Annotated in this window: 11 protein-coding genes; 4 read left to right on the top strand and 7 right to left on the bottom strand. The window is 44.4% G+C overall.

Going from position 1 to position 20,190, the window contains the following annotated elements; genetic code table 11:
- Window positions 1-233: 233 nt before the first annotated feature.
- The 4 genes from CTT31_RS18715 to CTT31_RS18700 form a co-directional block, all read right to left on the bottom strand.
- A complete protein-coding gene (locus CTT31_RS18715; RefSeq protein WP_211857399.1) occupies window positions 234-2,615 on the bottom strand; it encodes a TonB-dependent receptor domain-containing protein in 2,382 nt (793 codons plus the stop codon).
- Between the two features lie 549 nt (window positions 2,616-3,164).
- Window positions 3,165-4,910 (bottom strand): methyl-accepting chemotaxis protein, encoded by a 1,746-nt coding sequence (locus CTT31_RS18710; protein WP_211857400.1) that lies wholly within the window; start codon window positions 4,908-4,910, stop codon window positions 3,165-3,167.
- A gap of 472 nt (window positions 4,911-5,382) precedes the next feature.
- On the bottom strand, window positions 5,383-6,759 hold the full coding sequence (locus CTT31_RS18705) for a glycerophosphodiester phosphodiesterase family protein (protein WP_260492748.1): 1,377 nt from the start codon (window positions 6,757-6,759) through the stop codon (window positions 5,383-5,385).
- A gap of 399 nt (window positions 6,760-7,158) precedes the next feature.
- The gene (locus CTT31_RS18700; protein ID WP_260492747.1) at window positions 7,159-9,438 is read right to left on the bottom strand and encodes a CHRD domain-containing protein; all 2,280 of its coding nucleotides are present in this window, start codon (window positions 9,436-9,438) and stop codon (window positions 7,159-7,161) included.
- A 317-nt stretch (window positions 9,439-9,755) separates the two neighbouring features.
- On the opposite strand from CTT31_RS18700, the gene CTT31_RS18695 reads away from it, so the two are divergent.
- Complete coding sequence (locus CTT31_RS18695) at window positions 9,756-11,594, top strand: choice-of-anchor I family protein (protein WP_260492746.1); 1,839 nt, start codon at window positions 9,756-9,758, stop codon at window positions 11,592-11,594.
- A gap of 445 nt (window positions 11,595-12,039) precedes the next feature.
- On the opposite strand, the gene CTT31_RS23580 is transcribed toward CTT31_RS18695, so the two are convergent.
- Both CTT31_RS23580 and CTT31_RS18680 read right to left on the bottom strand, forming a co-directional pair.
- Window positions 12,040-13,338, bottom strand: a complete 1,299-nt coding sequence (locus CTT31_RS23580) for a methyl-accepting chemotaxis protein (RefSeq protein ID WP_312026972.1) — start codon at window positions 13,336-13,338, stop codon at window positions 12,040-12,042.
- 191 nt (window positions 13,339-13,529) lie between these two features.
- Entirely contained in the window at window positions 13,530-15,437 is a 1,908-nt protein-coding gene (locus CTT31_RS18680) for a M6 family metalloprotease domain-containing protein (protein ID WP_211857405.1), read from the bottom strand.
- Window positions 15,438-15,946: 509 nt separating this feature from the next.
- On the opposite strand from CTT31_RS18680, the gene nudB reads away from it, so the two are divergent.
- Together nudB and CTT31_RS18670 are read left to right on the top strand one after the other, a co-directional pair.
- Window positions 15,947-16,387: a dihydroneopterin triphosphate diphosphatase gene (gene nudB, locus CTT31_RS18675; protein ID WP_045989266.1), complete on the top strand. Its 441-nt coding sequence runs from the start codon at window positions 15,947-15,949 to the stop codon at window positions 16,385-16,387.
- A 7-nt stretch (window positions 16,388-16,394) separates the two neighbouring features.
- Window positions 16,395-17,516, top strand: a complete 1,122-nt coding sequence (locus tag CTT31_RS18670) for an alanine racemase (protein WP_260492745.1) — start codon at window positions 16,395-16,397, stop codon at window positions 17,514-17,516.
- A gap of 43 nt (window positions 17,517-17,559) precedes the next feature.
- Here CTT31_RS18670 and CTT31_RS18665 read toward each other — a convergent pair whose 3' ends face one another.
- Complete coding sequence (locus CTT31_RS18665) at window positions 17,560-18,438, bottom strand: hypothetical protein (RefSeq protein ID WP_017218222.1); 879 nt, start codon at window positions 18,436-18,438, stop codon at window positions 17,560-17,562.
- A gap of 189 nt (window positions 18,439-18,627) precedes the next feature.
- Between CTT31_RS18665 and CTT31_RS18660 the strand changes: the two genes are divergently transcribed.
- Complete coding sequence (locus tag CTT31_RS18660; protein ID WP_260492743.1) at window positions 18,628-20,088, top strand: pre-peptidase C-terminal domain-containing protein; 1,461 nt, start codon at window positions 18,628-18,630, stop codon at window positions 20,086-20,088.
- Window positions 20,089-20,190: the final 102 nt, after the last annotated feature.

The following is a 20,190-nucleotide window of genomic DNA, read 5'->3' as shown; positions in this document are numbered from 1 at the left end:
CGAGTGAGGTAAAAAAGGTAGAGAAATGATCACCGCGTGAAGCGGCTCCTACACAAGGTGGCAAGCGGATTTATTCTGTTAAAACAGATGACTGTCACGGCGTAAAGCCGCTGCTACGAGTGAGGTAAAAAGTAGAGAAATGATCGCTGCGTCCTGCACAAGTGGCAATAAAGAAGGAGGTGCAAATTGCACCTCCTTTGAGTTTTGTAATCTAGTAATGCTTTACATGAATATTAAAACGTCACGTTTACACCAAACCAAATATTGCGGGCTTTGTCTTTTACGTTGTAGTCGTCGCTAAATACGACTTCACTTACCACACCACGGCCGCTTAGGTATTCGTATTTACCATCACCGTTTAAGTCGTTGTAATCCGTGCTATAAGACGTAAAGTCTTCATCCAATAAGTTATTGATACGCGCAAACACAGTAACATTGTCGTTAAAGGTGTATTTAGCACCTAAGTGCAGTAGGTTGTAGTTTTTGTAGTACATGGCTTTGTCTAGATTATTGTCCCAGCCACGGTAACGATCAGAGCGCATTTCAGCATTTAGCGTTAGTGAAAACTCGTCTGTTACTTGCCAGTTTACCGTGACATTTGCCATGTGCTCAGCGGTATTGGTTAGTGGTTGACCTTCTTGAGGGCCGCTCTTTTGCTCGCTGTCAGTCCAAGTGTAGTTTGCGTAAAGTGAAACTGCATCAGTGAACTGGTAACGACCTGCAAGCTCAATACCTTGGATCTCAACTTTGTCGATATTGATTTTTTGGCTATAAGTATCGTAGCCAAGCTCGTCGTATACACCTAAATTCACGCATGGTTTTGCACCATTGGTTGCAGAGCAGCTCTTGATGGTATCACCACGGGCGATTTTATCGTCAAACTCCGTTGAGAAGTAAGTGATATTAAAATTGTGGTTCTCTGTTGGGTGCGTCCAATACAATGCAACTTCGTTGTTTACACTGGTTTCTGGTTCAAGATCTGGGTTACCTGCAAACGGTGACGTACCTTGACCACCAAAGCCGGTGATACCATTGTATAAGTCGGTCGTTTGTGGCGTTTTATAACCTGTGCTGATCCCGCCTTTTACTGTCCAATCGTCAGACAGCTCGTATACACCGTATAGACGCGGAGAAAGTTGGCTACCAAATACATCGTGGTTATCGTGACGGACACCCACTGTAACTGTTAGCGGATCGCTTAAGTGCCAGTTATCTTCTACAAATAGCGAGTACATTTGGTGTTCCTGAACGCCTTGATCAACGCCAGACTCCATACCAAATACGCCATCTTGCAATTCACCATCAACCCACTGGCCGCCCACAACAAACACGTGATCGCCAAGTAAATCGTCAACAGGAATATCCACTCGCGCGTCTAACGTATATTGGTTGCTGTTCAGTGTGCGCTTTGGACGTGGTAAGAATGTGCTTTCAGCAAGCGCTTTACGTTCTGCTTCTTCCATATCGGCATATTTACCACTGCCATCATACATGGCTTGTAGTAGTTTACGCTCTGCAACAGAAAGCGGCATAGTACGGCCATTGTTATCGGTATCAACAAACGCCAATGACACAAAGGTTTCAATATCACCAAACGTACCTTGATGCGTTAGTGACCACCAGCTTCGGTCAAATTCTTGATCCGCCGCATAACCTGCGCGTGGATTTACCACACCGCGACGGTCTTGCCAGATTGATTCGATGTTATCTTTGGTGCCAAGCGGATAGGTAATTTTGCCCGACTCAACGTCGTAGTTTGGTGTATTATCGTACTCTTGATTTGAGATATCGTAGTCAAAAGTAACCGTGTGGTTGTCGTTTGGCGTAAATACAAAGGTTGCACCCAATTGGGTGTTAGTGTTATCTACTGTTTTGCCACCGCGCCCAAAGCCAAGTTCACGATGATGCTGCTCACCATTTGGATCGATTGCAGGTGAAAACTCAGGGTTTGAAGCTTGACGCTCATAAATGCTACCGCGAGCAGAAAAGTTGAGTAAACCTTTAACCAAAGGTCCATAGATACTGAAGTCAGTGGTAATGTCATCACCAAACTGGTCGTTTGTTTGTAGGCTTCGGCCAAAATCGATGCTACCAGTCCATTCATCTACTGACTTTTTAGTAATAATGTTGATTACGCCGCCCATCGCATCTGCGCCGTAAAGTGTAGAGGCAGGTCCCCTAATGACTTCAATTCGCTCAATGGCACTTTTAGGTGGAATATGGTTAAACGCGTTACCACCAAAGTTATTTGGGTAGATATCACCGTGGTTGTTTTGACGCTTACCGTCGATAAGTAGCAGCGTATATTCACCTGTTAAACCGCGCATACTCACGCTGCCTTGGCCGGTTTTATCTCGAGTTGTGCCAATGTCCACGCCTTCTTGGTACTTCACGGCATCAAGCAAAGTCGTATAGGACTGAGCTTGAATGTCTTCAGCAGTGATCACTGAAATACTCGCGGGTGCTTCTGGTATTTTTTGCTCAAAACCAGTCGCAGTTACAACGATGTGTTCCATGTCTGGCTGTGCTTTTACCGAGTCAGCAAAAGCAACTGGACTAAGGGCAGAAAGCACCAAAGCAGAAAGTACACCACGTTTAAAAGGCGTGTTTGTCATTGTTAATATCCCAAAATTTATTGCATTAAAGTAAATTTTGGCGCGTACTCTAAATGGAAACTGAACAAAAGTCAAAAAATATTGATAATTAATATCATTTGCATTTTTGATTTAAATCATATTTAAGGGGCGTTATAGACTTTTTGATTTTTCTTTTTTCTGCTTATGAAGAGATCGCCGCGTAAAGCGGCGATTTTTAGAGAAAAGATCGCGGAGTAAATCCGTTCCTACAATATACTCAAACCGTTGGTCGGAGCCGCTTTACGCGGCGATAATTAAAGACAAAATCGCGGAGTAAATCCGCTCCTACCATATACTCAAATCCTTAGTCGGAGGCGCTTTATACGGCGATAATTAGAGACAAAATCGCGGAGTAGATCCGCTCCTACCACATATTCAAACCCTTGGTCGGAGGCGCTTCACGCGCGATAATTAGAGACAAGATCGCGGAGTAGATCCGCTCCTACGACATATTAAAACCCTTGGTGGGAGCCGCTTTACGCGGCGATCAGTAAAGAAGAGATCGCCGCGTAAAGCGCTTGCTACAAGCTAAACAGTAAACTCCCTCGCATTGTCGTTGAGGCGATGGCTGGTTTGCTCTAACTGCTCAACAATGGCCATAAACTCATTCATCCGCTTAATCGCTTCTTTGGAAATATCGCTCAGGCCATTGATATTAGTGTTAATGTCTTCTGTCACCGATAGCTGCTCCTGTGAGGCGGTGGCAACACCTTGAGTCAAGTCTTTGATTTTGCTCACCGCTTCAAAGATACTATCGAGCACTTCGGAAGATACCATCACCTGCTCTTCCGTCGTTTGCACTTGGTGCTGGCTTTGCTGAATGGCGGTATTCGCACTCCCCGCTTTGGTTTGCAGCTGGTTGATGATATCGCGAATTTCTTCGGTGGATTTTTGGGTTCTTTGTGCAAGGGTCCTTACTTCATCTGCAACAACAGCAAAACCGCGGCCTTGCTCTCCCGCCCTCGCCGCTTCGATGGCAGCATTTAATGCAAGCAGGTTAGTTTGCTCTGCAATAGCTTGGATAACGCTCACTACATTTGACACTTGGTCACTTTGCTCAGTCAACTCAGAGATAATATTCGCAGTTTCGTCAAAGCGCACTGACAAATCACTAAATTGCTGACTGGTTTGCGACATCACTTCCATCCCCCGCTGTGCTTCAAGTTCAACCTGATTGGCATAATCTGCGGTACTCACTGTACTGGACGTGACCTCATTGAGTGTTGCGGTCATTTCTTCCGCAGCCGTGGCGATGGTTTCAAGACGGGCGTTTTGTTCTTCACTTATCTCTTTATTACTGCGAATAAAGTGCGCCACTTCTTTGGAAGATTGTGACATCGCGCCGCCCGCAGAGCCAATATTCGTTACTGTATTTTTAAAGCTACTGAGCATACGGTTTACGATATTAGCCACCGCTTTAATCTCTGTTGCGCCACTTTCGTCTACCGTTTTTCTAAGATCGTTTGAACTGCCAATCTCTTCAAAAGTTCTACCAAGCAATTCAATTGGTTTCACAATACGACGACGAACTAAATACACGCCGAATAAGCTGAAACATACGGTTATCACTAACATCACCATAGCCCACAAAACGTAAGACTCTACAGCACTGTGAGCTTGCACAACATTTTGTTTGGTGCGGTTTTCAAGTTCAGTAAAAAACGATTCAACCGGCTTCATGATGTTGGCTTTATAGCGATGATAATCATCACTGTGGGTAAGCTTAACCGCTTTGTTCAAATCGGGCTCACCTTGAATGGTGTAATTACCGGCACTATCTTTAAACTTACCTTTTACTGCGTTCATGGCTTCGACTTCTAATGCAACAAGGCCATCGGAATTGGCTTGTGCCTCACTTAAGTAGTTGAGCTCCTTTTCGCTAAAGCCCGCCGCTTTCATGGCATCGAGTAATACTTCTCGCTGACCGTCTGGTTTTGGTTTCTCACCATAGTTAAGCACCAGATCCCAATAGATTTTATGGTAGCCTTCAGGCCTTGCCTTTTCACCATTACGAATAGCTAATACATCCATATACATCTTTTCGTATTTATCGTTGCCAGTTACCGCATAGGTTCTGCCCAATCGCGTTAAATCGTCTGAGCTTTGTCTTAATTCGTCGGCCAGTTGATAGGCTTTATAGCGGTTGTCAGCCATTTGTTCAAAATCAAGTAAGGCGTTGTACATGTTAACAACCAATAAGGTAACGATGACCACAAAAACAATAATGCCACCGAAGATAGTGGTCATGAGGATACGGATAGAGTTTAACTTCATGATTCTAGCCTTTATTGAAGCGTTCACAATAAAGACTAGTGCAGGGGTTGAGATTCTTCTAGCATAGAATTAGGAACAAATGGAGTTGACATAATAACAGTGAGAACCAAATCAAAAGATCGCGGGGTGAACCCGCTCCTATCATATACTCAAACCCTTGGTAGGAGCCGCATTAGGCGGCGATTATTAGAGAAAAGATCGCGGGGTGAACCCGCTCCTACCACATATTCAAATCCTTGGTGGGAGCCGCATTAGGCGGTGATAATTAGAAAAAGATCGCGAGGTGAACCCGCTCCTACCATATACTCAAACCCTTGGTAGGCGCCGCTTTACGCGGCGAGCATTAGAGACAAGATCGTTGGGTGAACCCGCTCCTACCATATACTCAAACCCTTGGTAGGCGCCGCTTTACGCGGCGATCATTAGAGATAAGATCGCGGGGTAAATCCGCCCCTACCACAATAAACACCGCTTAAATACTGGCAGGCATACCCATGCAGCTTGCATAGTAAGTGGTCGTTGCTGGCCAATCAGAGAATACGCCGATTACGCCAACCTCTTTGGCCAATACATCTAGCACTTTAAAAGTATCGCCATCATTATCTATCATCGCCTCACCTGACAGACTGCCGTTGATGCTTTGATAGTACCAACCACCGCCGCTGGCTAGGTGACCAGAGCGCTCTAGTGTCCAAGTGATGATCTCAAGCCCTGCTGCTTTTGCAGCTTTGGCATAAGGTGAGGGTACGATTTCCCCTCCTTCTTCGGTTAATAACATCCAAAGAGGTGGTGCGATAATGTTAACACCATCCGCTGCAAGCTCTTCCATCGTTGGCGACAATAGCTCTGGGTTATGCACGATTTGCTCTGCTGATACCATGGTTTCATTGTCTACTGCCTGCGCTTCGTATCTGTCGTCCAAATATACTGCCTGTGCGCCAAACTCTGGATTTTCTTTTATCCAATAGACGACATCGTCCCGATTAAATGACTGCGCCCAGACATTTTTTGGATCTACATTTGCAGCTTTATATTCGTCGATCATTTTTTGTGCGTAGGCTTCGTGTGTAAAACCGTCAAAAGGCATAGCGACAGACGGAGTCTTCAGCTCTGGCGTCATTTTCACGCCTAAACTTTTAAATAACTCAATACTCTGGGCATGGGTCATTAAAGTGCCACGGCTCGAATATAAATCGGTGCGCCAATTTGCCGTGCCATCCATATATTCCTCTACGGTTGTGGCCATTGAGTTTGCGGCATCCATTTTACCTTTTAATGTCTTAAACTCAGCCAAAGTAATGTCGCTGGTACAACACATCGCTTGGGCTGCAATTCCATTTTCAGGATCGCCTGGTACAAATGGTGTTGTACATTTTTGGCCTAAATCCGTTGCTAAAATATTTGTTGTAGTGTGTAAATCACATTGTGAGTGGCGACAAACCAGCTCTTTGTCTTTGGTAAAGGCAACGTCACACTCTAAAATCCCAGCACCCATTTTAGCCGCCGCAATATAAGATTCTTTCGTGTGTTCAGGAAACTGCATTGGCGCACCACGGTGTCCAATTGAAAAGTCTGTTTTATAAAAAGGTCCGTTAGCACACTGCTCAAGCTTGGTTTTGAGTGCACTGTCTTCCATATCTTGAATCAAGAAATCAGGACGTGTGCCCACTTGCATAGCACTTGCGCTACCTGCTGGCACCTCCACAATTACCGGAACTTCAACGACTTTTATTTCAGTCTCCGTTGTGATCACCGGCTTTTCAACCTGTACAACCTCCACAGAATCATCATCACATGCACTCAGTAATAATGCAGCTACGATCGCAGAACAAACGCTTATCTTATTCATTGTATTACCATTATTATTTTAAAGAAGGCTTACGCTAGACGCTTTGCATTACGATTACGGGAACAAATCATGATTTTTTGGTTACATCTTTTTAACTAAATATAACTCCCCTGACTGGATAGTGGTTGTGGAATTTGAATATAAAGAAAAAGAGCCTGCACTTAACAGACTCTTAGATGCGAGTTAATTATCTAAGCGATCAATTAACCTGAGCTGCGGATAATTAATGCCTTTCTAGCAGCCAGTTTTAGCGCTAACTGCGTTGAATTCACTTCCAATAGCCAGCTATTGGTGCGTAAATTCGCCTTGTTTTCCCTAAAACTCTCTGGCTAGAGAAGGAAAAAACTAAGCTGTGCTTTAGAAACAATGAGTTGGAACATTCCTTATCCAAACCTCAGGTTAATTAACTATTTGGCCTCTTAACTCACCACTTGGATTTGCTGGTGTATGCACATTTACGTAGTGACCACCGCCTGCCAGAATCGCAAATATTTCCGCTGTCAATGCTGCATTGGCCGGAGCCATCCAGCGATTGGCATCACTACTATCTTGCATTAATGCCAATAACACAGGGCCGTTTTTACCGGCAATGCCAGTATGTATATGCGCAGCCGTTGCATCAGCAACACCTGAGGTGAGGACTTGTAATTCAAGGTCAAAGCCGTTTCGATTTACCAAAGCATATCCACTACCAGTGGCAGTGGTTGTGACAGCAGGGACTTCTTGCTCGCCACTCAATGGAAACGCTACCAAAGTGTAGTTGTCAGTGAGGATCTGACCACGGAGTTCACCACTCGCACTTGCTGGTGTATGCACATTAACATAGTGACCGCCCGATGCCAGCACTGCAAAAATCTCAGCATTGATCATGGTGTTGTCTGGCGTCATCCATACATTCATATCATCGGTACTTTGCTCAAGGCCCACTAAAACATCACCATTCATGCCGATCCGGCCAGTATGAATATGTGCCGCCGTTGCATCCTCAACACCCATTGTCACTACACGAAGTTCAACTTCATAATCGTTCATGTTAACCAATGCGTAGCCATCCCCTGACGCCATTGTCGATACTGCAGGAACCTCTTGCTGACCTGAAAGCGCAAATGTAGCGAGCGCATAATTGCTGGTAAGAATTTGGCCACGTAGCTCACCACTGGGATTGCTAGGAGTATGGACATTAACATAGTGACCACCTGATGCGAGTACTGCAAAAATCTCGGCATTGATCATGGTGTTGTCTGGCGTCATCCATACATTCATATCATCGGTGCTTTGCTCAAGGCCCACTAAAACATCACCATTCATGCCGATCCGGCCAGTATGAATATGTGCCGCCGTTGCATCTTCAACACCTATTGTCACTACACGAAGTTCAACTTCATAATCGTTCATGTTAACCAATGCATAGCCATCCCCTGACGCCATGGTCGATACTGCAGGAACCTCTTGCTGACCTGAAAGCGCAAATGTAGCGAGCGCATAATTGCTGGTAAGAATTTGGCCACGTAGCTCACCACTGGGATTGCTAGGAGTATGGACATTAACATAGTGACCACCCGATGCGAGTACCGCAAAAATCTCAGCATTGATCATAGTGTTGTCTGGCGTCATCCATACATTCATATCATCGGTGCTTTGCTCAAGGCCCACTAGAACATCACCATTCATGCCGATCCGGCCAGTATGAATATGTGCCGCCGTTGCATCCTCAACACCGCTAGTGACAACTCTGAGCTCTACTTCATAGTTATCTGTGTTCACAAGGGCATAGCCATCACCGGATGCCATTGTTGCTACTGCTGGCACTTCTTGTTTGCCGGATAAGTCAAATGTCGCAACTGCGTAATTGTCCGTCAGGATTTGGCCGCGGATCTCACCATTTGGTAGCTCTGGCGTATGAACATTGACGTAGTGTCCACCCGAGAGCAAAACGTTCAACGTCGCTTCGTCGATCATCGTGTCATCTGGCGTTACCCAGTCTGTCATTACTTCGTCGTCCTGCTCTAACACCACAAGCACATCGCCGTTCATACCAATGCGGCCAGTGTGAATATGTGCTGCAGTGGCATCATCGACGTCCATAGTGACCGCGCGAAGATAAAGCTCGCCGTCGGTGCTGTCGTATGACGCATAACCATACCCCATGGCACTACTTTCATTCATTGGCACCTGTTGTGAGCCATCTAATTTGAACGTGATCACGCTTACCGTGTCTGGCACAATCTGAGCGCGTAACTCGCCGCTTGGAAAGGCTTCGGTGTGTAGATTGATATACCAATCACCATCCAACATATCCTCAATTAGATCCTCAGACAGATCTGTGATTGGAATACTGACCTTATTGTCATCTGATGCTTCAAAAGCGAATGCCACATCGCCATTCGCCCCCAAATCACCATCGTGAATATGTGCAGCACTAAAACCTTCGACGTCGCTGTAGTCGAGTGTTGCTCTGAATTGCATCAGATTTTCATCAAGCTCAACTGTTGCGGAAGCAGTTTGCATTGACGTATTCATCGGTACTTCTTGCTTTCCTGATAACATCAATTCAAAGGTCTTAGTCGCTGAAAACTCTTGGACTGGCGGGGGTGGCGGAGGTGTAACTGTATCGTTATCGTCGTTATCGCTGCATGCCATAAGAAGCATGAGGCTGGCACTTACTATAAACTTTTTCATTATACTCATCCTGTAGACTCGGTTAAAAAGAATGACTTTTGTCACCCATAGCTAACCCTTACGAACAGAGTTGAATAAAAGTTCATCAAATTTGCAAAATTATTGTATATTTTTGTCTGTACCTAATTGCGCCAACTGCAATACCAACTTTTGCCTGTTCATCCATTGATACCGATGATACTAACGCTTGAATGGCATTACATTCAGCTCAGTGATATCAATGAATTTCTCACAATAATTGTGAAACCTCATTGCCATATAAGAGTCATATTTTTGTGATTAAGTAGCTGCTTTAACAATAATAATCAGGATATTTTATGTTTAAGCACTCACTTATCGCGCTCTCTTTGCTTTCTCTTCTCACTGGCTGTTCACTTGATGGTGACGATGGCGCCACAGGCTCGCAAGGGCAACAAGGCGTTGCCGGACAAGATGGTAACGATGGTCAAAATGGCTCCGACGGCCAAGATGGAGCAAACGGACAAGACGGAACCAATGGCACTAACGCCAATAGCGTGCTTGAAATAAGTCTTGTGGGACGCGCAGTGCTTAATGCAGAAAGCCCTGAAGGCGCCGCTGAAATTGTCGCTTACCAAGCATCCAAAAAATGGATATATGCCATTAATAGTTCAGGCAGTGCCGCTGTGGTTGAAGTTATTCCAGCAACCAGCTTTGATACGGCCGCTCTGGTCAAAAATAATGAAGGTGTTATTACCGCTACAAATTTAACATCAGCCATGACAATCAACTTAAACGACAATACCCCCGGCGACGCAAACAGTATTGCAGTTGACGAAAACAACCAACTATTGGCAGTTGCAATGGCTGCCAAGACTACGGGTGACGCAGGACAAATCGCTTTTTATGATATCTCAGGTGCAACTCCGGCCTTTGTTAAAAATGTAACGGCGGGTGCACTACCTGATATGGTTACCTTTACTCATGATGGCAGCAAAGTCGTGGTCGCAAATGAAGGGGAACCCGCAGGTGACTACAGCGTTGATCCTGAAGGTAGCATCAGCATTATCAACATTACAAATGGCGTAGTTGCAAATACAGCAACACAATTAAACTTTAGCGCATTTAACACCAAGCAAGCTGAGCTAGAAGCACAAGGCATTGTCTTCGCCAATCCAACTGGTCGCACTATCAATGGCAAACTTATTAATACGACAGTTGCGATGGATTTAGAACCGGAATATGTCACCATCTCTAAAGACAACCGCTTCGCATATGTTTCAATTCAAGAAAACAACGCACTCGCTATCGTAGATCTAAGTGACAACAGCCTTAATTTAGTCGGTTTGGGATTCAAAGACTGGTCTAATTACACCATAGATGCCTCGGATAAAGATAAAAAGATCAATTTTAAAAAGTATCCCGGTCTTTACGGCATGTATCAGCCAGATACTATCTCTAGCTACACGTGGAAAGGCGCGAACTTTATTGTCTCTGCTAACGAAGGTGATGGTAGAGAATACTTTTTTGATGCTGCCGATGAAGCCGACTGTACCGCGAGAGGTGGCCTAGATTACGATAAAGACGATGGCTGTTTAGCGTACATTGATGAGAGCCGTGCCGAAGATCTTACCTTAGCAAGCAACTTTGCTTACCTTAATAATGACGATGACGACATTGGTCGCCTTAAAGTCACAACGGTGAAAGGCGATGAAAATAATGACGGCCAATATGAAGCGCTGTACACCTATGGTGCACGCTCATTCACCATTTGGGATAGCAACGGCCTTGTGGTGTTCGACTCTGGCGATCAAATCGAGCGGATCACAGCTTCCGTGCATGGCGCACAATTTAACAATGATGAAGACACCAATGAAGGCGATACGCGCTCCGATGCAAAAGGCCCAGAGCCGGAAGCACTAGCGCTAGGTCAAATTGGTGAACGCACTTTTGCATTCGTTGGCTTAGAGCGTATGGGTAGTATCATGGTTTACGATATCACCAACCCTTACGATGTTAAGTTTGAAGATTATTTTTACAACCGTGGATTAGTTGAAGATGCCGAAATCAGTGGCGACTTAGCCCCAGAGGGCATGACATTTATTCCTGCCGACAAAAGTGCAACTGGCGAAGCCTTATTGGTGATCGGTAATGAAATTTCCGGTTCAGTTGCGGTGTGGCAAATCGCTGAAAAATAAAGCATTCACATTATGTCGCTGTGGGAGGCGCTCTATGCGCCGATCTTGATGAAAAGCTCGCGGGGTGAACCCGCTCCTACACCATATTCAAGCCTTTGGTGGGAGCCACTTTATGCGGCGATTGCAAGCGTAAAGATCGCGGGGTGAACCCGCTCCTACACCATATTCAAGCTCTTGGTGGGAGCCACTTTATGCGGCGATTGCAAGCGTAAAGATCGCGGGGTAAACCCGCTTCTACACCATATTCAGGCTTTTGGCGGGAGCCGCTTTACGCGGCGATTGCAAGCGTAAAGATCGCGGGGTGAACCGGCCCCTACACCATATTCAAGCCTTTGGTGGGAGGCGCTTTACGCGGCGATTGCAAGCGTAAAGATCGCGGGGTGAACCCGCTCCTACACCATATTCAAGCTTTTGGTGGGAGGTGCTTTACGCGGCGATCTCTAGGTTATTCTGACAATCCTTTGACCGTATTTGTGAGGTTTTCTGCGCCTTGCTTTATTTCATTCATCACTTTATTCACCTCATCGATTTGTGCAAGACCAAGTTCAGTGCTTTCAGACACCGTATTCATCAGTGCGGTGGCTTCTTTAGTTAACACTTCATTCTGATTTACCACATCATTGATTTCGTTGGTCGACTGCGAAGTACGTGCTGCCAAGCTTCTTACTTCATCGGCTACCACCGCAAACCCTCTTCCCTGCTCACCCGCTCTGGCAGCTTCTATCGCTGCATTTAACGCAAGTAAGTTAGTTTGCTCTGCAATCGCACTGATGGTAGACACAATTGCCGAAATCCCTTTTGACTGTTCATTAAGCTGTGCTATTGCGGCCATTGCACTTTGTACTTGATTAGAAATAAGCCCTGAGGTACTAACAGACTCTTGCAGCAGCAAACTCGCACGGGCCGCTATTTGCTCGGTTTGCTCTGATGTCACCTGCGCAACCTCGGCAGCTTGTGCGACTCGATGCGCTTTTTGCACCCGCGCCGTGATATTTGTTGCGAACTTTATCACTTTAATGACTTTGCCATGTTCATCAAAGATAGGGTTATACGTTGCTTCAATCCAAATATCTTCGCCATGTTTACCTAAGCGATGAAAGCGACCACTTTTATGCTGGCCTTTTGCCAGCTCTTGCCAAAAGTGTGGCTGCTCTTTATAAAAGCTGTCGTCACAGAACATTCGATGATGCTGGCCTTTAATCTCACTAAGTTTATAACCCACAGTTGCCGTGAAATTTGGATTCGCATCTAAAATAACGCCCTCGGGTGTAAACTCTATGGTCGCCATGGATTTATTGAGTGCGTTAGCTATCGCTTCTTGTGCTGTTATGGTGAGTTTTTCTGCTGTGATGTCATTCGCAATTTTCACAATACGGGTGACTTTGCCATTTTCTTCAACCGGAAAATAGGTAGCGTCAAGCCAAACTACGTCACCTGTTTTGGTAAAGCGCTCAAAATTACCAAACTGAGCTTGGCCACGTTGAAGGCTTGCCCAGAAACTGCGATATTCCGAAGAATTTACATAGTCCTTGTGGCAAAAAATAAGATGGTGCTGTCCTATCACTTCAGCCTCTGTGTAACCCACGACAGCGAGAAAATGTTGATTGACTGCAGCTATTTGACCATCGGGTGTAAATTCAATTTTTGCGACCGCTTCATCAATCGCAGAAAGTAATGCCCGAGCACGGTTGAGTTCAGCGGTCAAATTTTCAACTTCTTGATTTGGCTTTCGAAAAAAGTTCATAAGCTATTCCGTAACAAACAATATGCATGACTGTATTATTATCATAGTTTTGGTAATAAAGTATGAATTATAGATAAGAAAGTGGAGTTTGGCGTTCTAACATACGCACCAAAACAAGCCGCGCGCTGATCACACAAGCAACGCGACTTGGCATTATATCAATTATATTGACTAACCAGTGCTTTGGATAACTACTTCTGTACCGTTAGACGGTAGTCACCCGCACCGCTATATGAGTAAACCAAAATGCGGTAATAACCTGAATTTGCCGAATAGTTAATTGACTCTTGTGAGGTTGGCGTCTCCGAAATTGCAACTTGTTGCCATGCACCACCTTGCCAAGCTTCGAGTTTCAAATCGAAGTCTGCGTTCGCCGGCCCCTCTAAAGTAAGTGCTATTGTGCCACCGCTGTACTGAAACCAACTGCCGTCAGGTTGTATGGCTTGTTGCTTGTCTGCTAAGTATCCAGTGTAAACATCTCCCGCAGGTGGTGGGGTTGTACTACCGCTTACGGTAAATTGGATCTCTGCAGCGGGATCAGAAATATTGCTGATGGACAAGCCAGAGTCGCTTCCATTCCACCATAGCGCATTCGTCCCTTTGCTACTCAACGCATTCGGCAGTGTGGCGCTAAACTCTCCTGCCACATCAAATAAATCGCCATTATCCCCACGGTTGCGACCATTTTCAGGATCTCGTTTGGCATCACCATGCTCCATTTGGATATACGGATACCATTCATTCGAGTTATTGCCCGCGGGATCAACGTGCCAAATAGCCAAGCCAGAATCGAGTTGCTCTGAGTTTTGTCCCGATTGATGAATAGCCTCAATGTAAAAGGCTTCATTTGTGTTACTTGGGTTGGTCCATTTATATGAGCTATTAGCGCCCGAAGTATGACTTAGCCTTCCCGTTGGGGCATTTGCATTTACGGCTGGATTAAGTTCAGTTACCGTATCCCAACCAGCTATTGCTCTAAAGTGTGCGACAGGTGGCGTCGGCTTAAAACGGTTGGAAGCACCAATCGCGCCAAATCCCATAACGCCAAAACTTGCGACTGAGCCTTCTGAGCTGCCGTCATAATCATAAAGATCGGGCCAATTTGTGATTAAGTGACCTGACTCATGTACAAAGGTGCCAATTGCAAGGCTATTTCCCATATCCGTGATTTGATAGCGATCGGTACACACGCCATCAGCACAAAAACGTGGACTGAGTCTTGCCATATGTGGCCACAGACCTTTAGACCATGCACTATCAGAGTTGCCAGCATAAAAAATATTTAATCCACGGATCTGCCCACTACTATTTGTAGTCAGCGAGCTAAAATCAAATCCCTGTTGAAATTCAAGCCAGTTTAGCGCTTCTTTTATAAGTTCTTGCGAGCGTACTGTTGAGCTTAATGCGCTATCCGCATAATACGCTTTGTTTTTCTTTGCGGTGTAATAAGCCGTTACCGTATTGGTATAATCGAGCTTGCCTCCAGAGACCGACGAAAAATACCCTCTTACTGACTGCGCGTTACCAAATTCATTGTAATTTTGGTCATTTAAAAAACGCTCAACTTGCGCTTTTGTGATAGTGCCGCGCTCATCAGGGAAATCAATGATGATAGTTAACCCTTTTACTTGACCGCTGATCTCGGCATTCAACGCCATTGCATTATCACTACGCTCAAACTGATGAGTATGTACCAAGTCGACTGGTGTTTGATTTTGACCCAACATTAACTGCTGCGCCGCTTTTACCTTTTTTGCAATAGCAGTCGAGGATAATCCTTGCTGCATAGCATCTACTGAGTGACGTTGCATGCCCCGCTTACTGCGTTTGGTCACAAGCTTACCTGTTGATATAAGTTGCTCTCCATCGACTGATACCTGTGCGTAAGCCATGCCTTTGAGCGAGGCATCATACACTACAAGCTCGCCGTCAGGTGTACGCTGCTGAGCAAAGTACGTATTACCATTAAGAATAAGAGTGATCACCTCACCACTTGGTTGGGTAAATTGATACTGTTCATTTTTATAAGGTATCGCCGCGTTTACTGCGACACTGGTTGCCAATAATGACGTTGCGATAATTGCTGATGTTAATTTCATTTTTCCTTTCCTAGGTTACATGTTGTACAACTCATTAACATACAGAATGGATACAAAATTGCAACAACTCTCAAACCATTAAAGGTACAAAATTTATCAACCAGATAAATAACAAATAGTTACATCGATTGTAATTCCATCATTTTAGAAGCTTTATATTTCAAAGTGAGCAAAAAAAATCCGTTTAAACTACTTTTTTCAATTTTTAGTTTACAAGTACTAAACATTACATTAGCATTGGTCTCGTTCCTTTGGGGCTGCACCTTTTTACCTGCGTATCTAGGCGTGCCTAAAGTCACAATTGAACTCCCGAGAAGTAGAGCTTGCCGACTGGGATGTTGGCATTATTGGGATTTCCTTGGCACAGCTTGTTGCTATTGGAGTTTTTATGCAGGCCAGATGGCCTGCTTTTTTTTTGTCCAAAATTCGCCATCTACGCTTTATACCAATTGCCGAGTGCAACTCAACTGGTTAAACTCAAAGCACATGTTCCTGATTTGATGTAAACCATGTCGGCACTACGTAAACCCGTTTCGGTATTGGTCGTAATATACAACGAGCATAATGAGTTTTTGCTATTACAAAGAGCAGACGATAAACACTTTTGGCAATCAGTCACTGGGGGAGTAGATCCCGGTGAAACTCCAATCACTACCGCGTATCGAGAGTTAAAAGAAGAGACCGGTATTGACGCCGCGGCGCTTGGGATCACCATCCACTCGCATAATAAAACGAATCAATACACTATAAGACCGCAGTGGCGCCATCGTTATGAGCCGGGTGTTACCATAAACACTGAACATGTTTTTAGTGTCCAAGTACCATCAGGGATCAGTGTGGTACTTGCTGAAGATGAACATACAGACTTTATTTGGCTTAACAAAACACACGCTTGTGAACGCGTCTGGTCCCCAAGTAATCGACAGGAAATAGAACTCATAGGAGTATGATTGAGCTATGTTTACGACATTAGGATCTTTACAAACACCATGTTTAGTTGTTGATAAAATTGCTTTTTTACATAACCTTTCGCGTCTGGAAAAGCATCTTGATGCTTTTAATGTGCCCCTTCGCCCACATTTGAAAACGGTAAAATCCATTGCAGCCGCAAGCTATATTTTGGCCGACAAACAAGCAGGATGTACGGTCTCCACCCTCAAAGAAGCAGAAACATTTGCAGCGGAAGGTTACACTGATATCACTTATGCGGTGGGGATCACAGAAGATAAGCTACAACGCGTTCTAGCCCTAATCAACCAAGGTGTCAACCTAACCATACTGCTAGACAGTATGGAACAAGCCATGCTTGTCTCGCAATTTTGCTCGGAAAATGAGTGTACGATTCCTTGCTTGATAGAAATAGACTGCGACGGACATCGCGCAGGACTTAACCCTAAAAACAAAGAAATCGTGACCATCGCAACCATACTGGAAAGCAGTGGTTTATATCGGGGTTTACTAACGCATGCCGGTGGCTCATACGCGTGTAGCACGGCCGAGCAGCTAATACAGTTTGCTGAGAAAGAGCGCTCAGCAGTTGTGACTGCCGCGTCCATGCTGGAAGAGGCAGGGATCACCACAACAGTGCTGAGTATTGGCTCTACCCCAACAGCACTGTCAACGCAAAACCTCGATGGGATCACTGAAGTGCGAGCAGGGGTCTATACATTCTTCGACCTTGTTATGGCTGGTATCGGCATATGTGACATCGAAGATATTGCACTAAGCGTGCTAACGCGTGTCACTGGTATCAAGCGTAGTGAAAATAAGCTCTTTATAGATGCAGGCTGGATGGCGCTTTCAAGAGACAGAGGTACCGCGAGTCAAGCGTTTGATTGCGGCTATGGCCTCGTCTGTGACCAAGCAGGCAATTTGCTGCCTGGGCTCAAAGTAACCTCGGCAAATCAAGAACATGGCGTTATTGAATGTGAACCCGGCTTCACCTTACCAGACATGAAACATGGTGACCTACTACGTATTTTACCAAATCATGCATGTGCAACAGCCGCTCAGCACTCGGGCTATCATGTGTTAAGTCATGATGACATCGAGTTTTGGCCAAGATTTGGGGGGTGGTGATAGCTGTACCGCCCGACACAGGATCAGGAGCATGCTTAGTGGATTAGTTTGAGCCGAGTTGATCTATGTAGCGCTCTATAACTTCCTGAATAGATCGATGCTCCTGAACGGGTAAATAATTTATATGGGCCAATAAAAACTCTTTGGTACCATAATTACTGAGTAGTATCTGATTTACTCTCTCTAACACCTGCCTGCTTACTTGAGTCTTATTACACATCACATGACCTAAAATAAACCGAGGTGAATCCGCGATTAGATAGGACTCATATTTATCTTGATTGGCTTTCGCGTATCGCATCACTTCAACAGGGTAACCAAGCAGAAAATCCACACGTTTCAACTCGAACATCCGATGTACAGTTTCATAATGATTACTTCCACCTCTCACCACTTTATTAGCGCTATCCACCTGTGCTAATTGCTTATCTAAAAAAGGCCCATATGACAGATCGTCAGCAGTTACTATCAGCTTATTTCTGTATACGTTAAAAAGTTGCATAAGAGAGACTACATTACCTTCTTCATCAAGCACTTCTTTAGATAGCGGAGGTGAATCAGCATGTTGATATAGACGTCTACTGATATAAAAATTTACTGGCAAGCTGAATAGAAAGTTTTTTTCGCGATAAGTAGTTTTTACTTTGTTAAGAGTGCAAATAGCTGATTTATCTTGCTTTAGCATTGAGCGTAACGTCCGTTTATAACTTGCGCCGAGAAACTCAATGTTTGAGAGGTTTAACTGTTCAAATAGTATTTTGTTGGTTGCGCCAGCAATATTTTCAGGTTTAGCTTTTTGCGTCAAAATAGCGAGGTCTTCTTCATCATCCAAAAATATCTGAATCGTTGTTGCATCAACATTAGCAGTGACAGCTAAGCAAAAAACGACAAATAGGTACCTCAGAAAATTCATATACATCATTCAATAACCTGGTAAACAAAAGGATTCCTGAGCCTAATACCTCCCTCTCTAAATTTAGTTGAGGATTTTACGATTGTAAAATCCATACCTTTCACCAACTCACAAGAATATTATATTGAATATTGTATACTTTAATCCTATGTTAAATAGGCTTGTAAATTAGCAAGCTTATTTAATAAGGATACAACTGTGAAAAAGATATATTTGAGAAGAGCGCGCTGTTATGCGCTTCTATTACTATTAACGGCAGGTCCGGCAAGTGCAGCTCAACTCACTGACACCTGTAAATCCTCAGCCCCATTTACTGGAAGAGAAATTGTCAATAAGCAACCTATTTGCCTTTCGAGTGGCACTCGAACTTACTTAAGTATTCCAGGTACAAATAGTGTAAATAGTTTGGCAATTACCACTGGACATGGCTCAGGAAATCTTAATTTATATTCAAAAAATGGGGGGTGGCCAAAACTGGACGGTAGCGATCCAAATTCAAAAAGAAACGGTAATAGCGAATGTATCGTGCTTAAGAACTTAAACCAATATTGGACTTACATTACGTTAGATGGGGCCAGTCAAGGTGCCTCATTGGTCGTTGACTTAGGTGCAACCTCATGCCGTAACTTAGGTTCTACTCCACCACCTGGAGATAATGATGGTTATCCTTTAAATTATGCCAACATCAAAGTGTTTAGATTTCAATTTAGCGATGCGCAACTTAACTGGAAATCAATGCAGCGTGATTTAGCTGACGCTGCAGCATATTACACGGACCAATCTTACGGTAAATTTAACCTCACATATGATACATCGGTGCCAATAATTAATATTAATCGACCCAAAAGTGACTTTGACAGTGACTTTCACGGTTGGACAGCTGAATGGAAGAAGCATGTTAAAGCCAACGGCGTTGACCCAGAAAACCCTGGAACTGGTAATGTGGTAATGATGGTTGCCCCTCAAGTTGGTAACTTCAATTCCAGCGCTGCTCCTCCTTCAATCAGTTTATATCACCACACATCAGGCGTGGTGGCGCATGAGTTAGGGCATGCACTTGGGCTACGTCATGCTAAAGCGCTAGAAGCTGGCCCTGGTAGAGTCATTGGCGATCATGATTATGCAAAGGAAAGTTTAAACTATGGTAACGTATATAGCATGATGGGAATGGGCGCTCATTCTTTAGAAGAATATAACTTACTGTACAAAAAGTATTTCGGTTGGGTAAGCGGATCAGAAGTCCCACTCATTACCTCATCGGGAACATATCGCATTTATGCATTTGACCACGGGCGCAATGATCAAGGATATATCGGATTAAAGCTAAAATCGGGTAACGGCTTATATACGTATTGGTTAGAGTACAGAACTACAAATGCGCGATATCCAAATACCAAAAACGGCATACTCATCAATTTAGAGGGCTACTTCGAAAATGAGCAAGATCCACGTTTTTGGAAAACGACCTCTTACCTCTTAGATATGACTCCAGGGTCAAAAACACCAGGCTGGTGGGGTGACGACCAAACCGATTCGGAGCTAACAATCGGAAATTCATATACCGATCACTGGGGAGGATTCAAAATCACCCCGACATCAAAGGGCGGAGCAGAAAATAGCGCTACCGCATGGATAGAAATAAAAGTAGAACTACTTTAATGGAGTAAGTAACGATGGCTATCGTTTGAGGATGATTGCCATCGCTATACCTCTGAGTGAATTTATTTATAGAAATTCACTAATGGTTCATCTATATTGGGA

Source organism: Pseudoalteromonas maricaloris, assembly GCF_024746855.1.
GTDB classification, from domain to species: Bacteria; Pseudomonadota; Gammaproteobacteria; order Enterobacterales; family Alteromonadaceae; genus Pseudoalteromonas; species Pseudoalteromonas maricaloris.
This window is presented reverse-complemented; position numbering and strand designations above follow the sequence as displayed.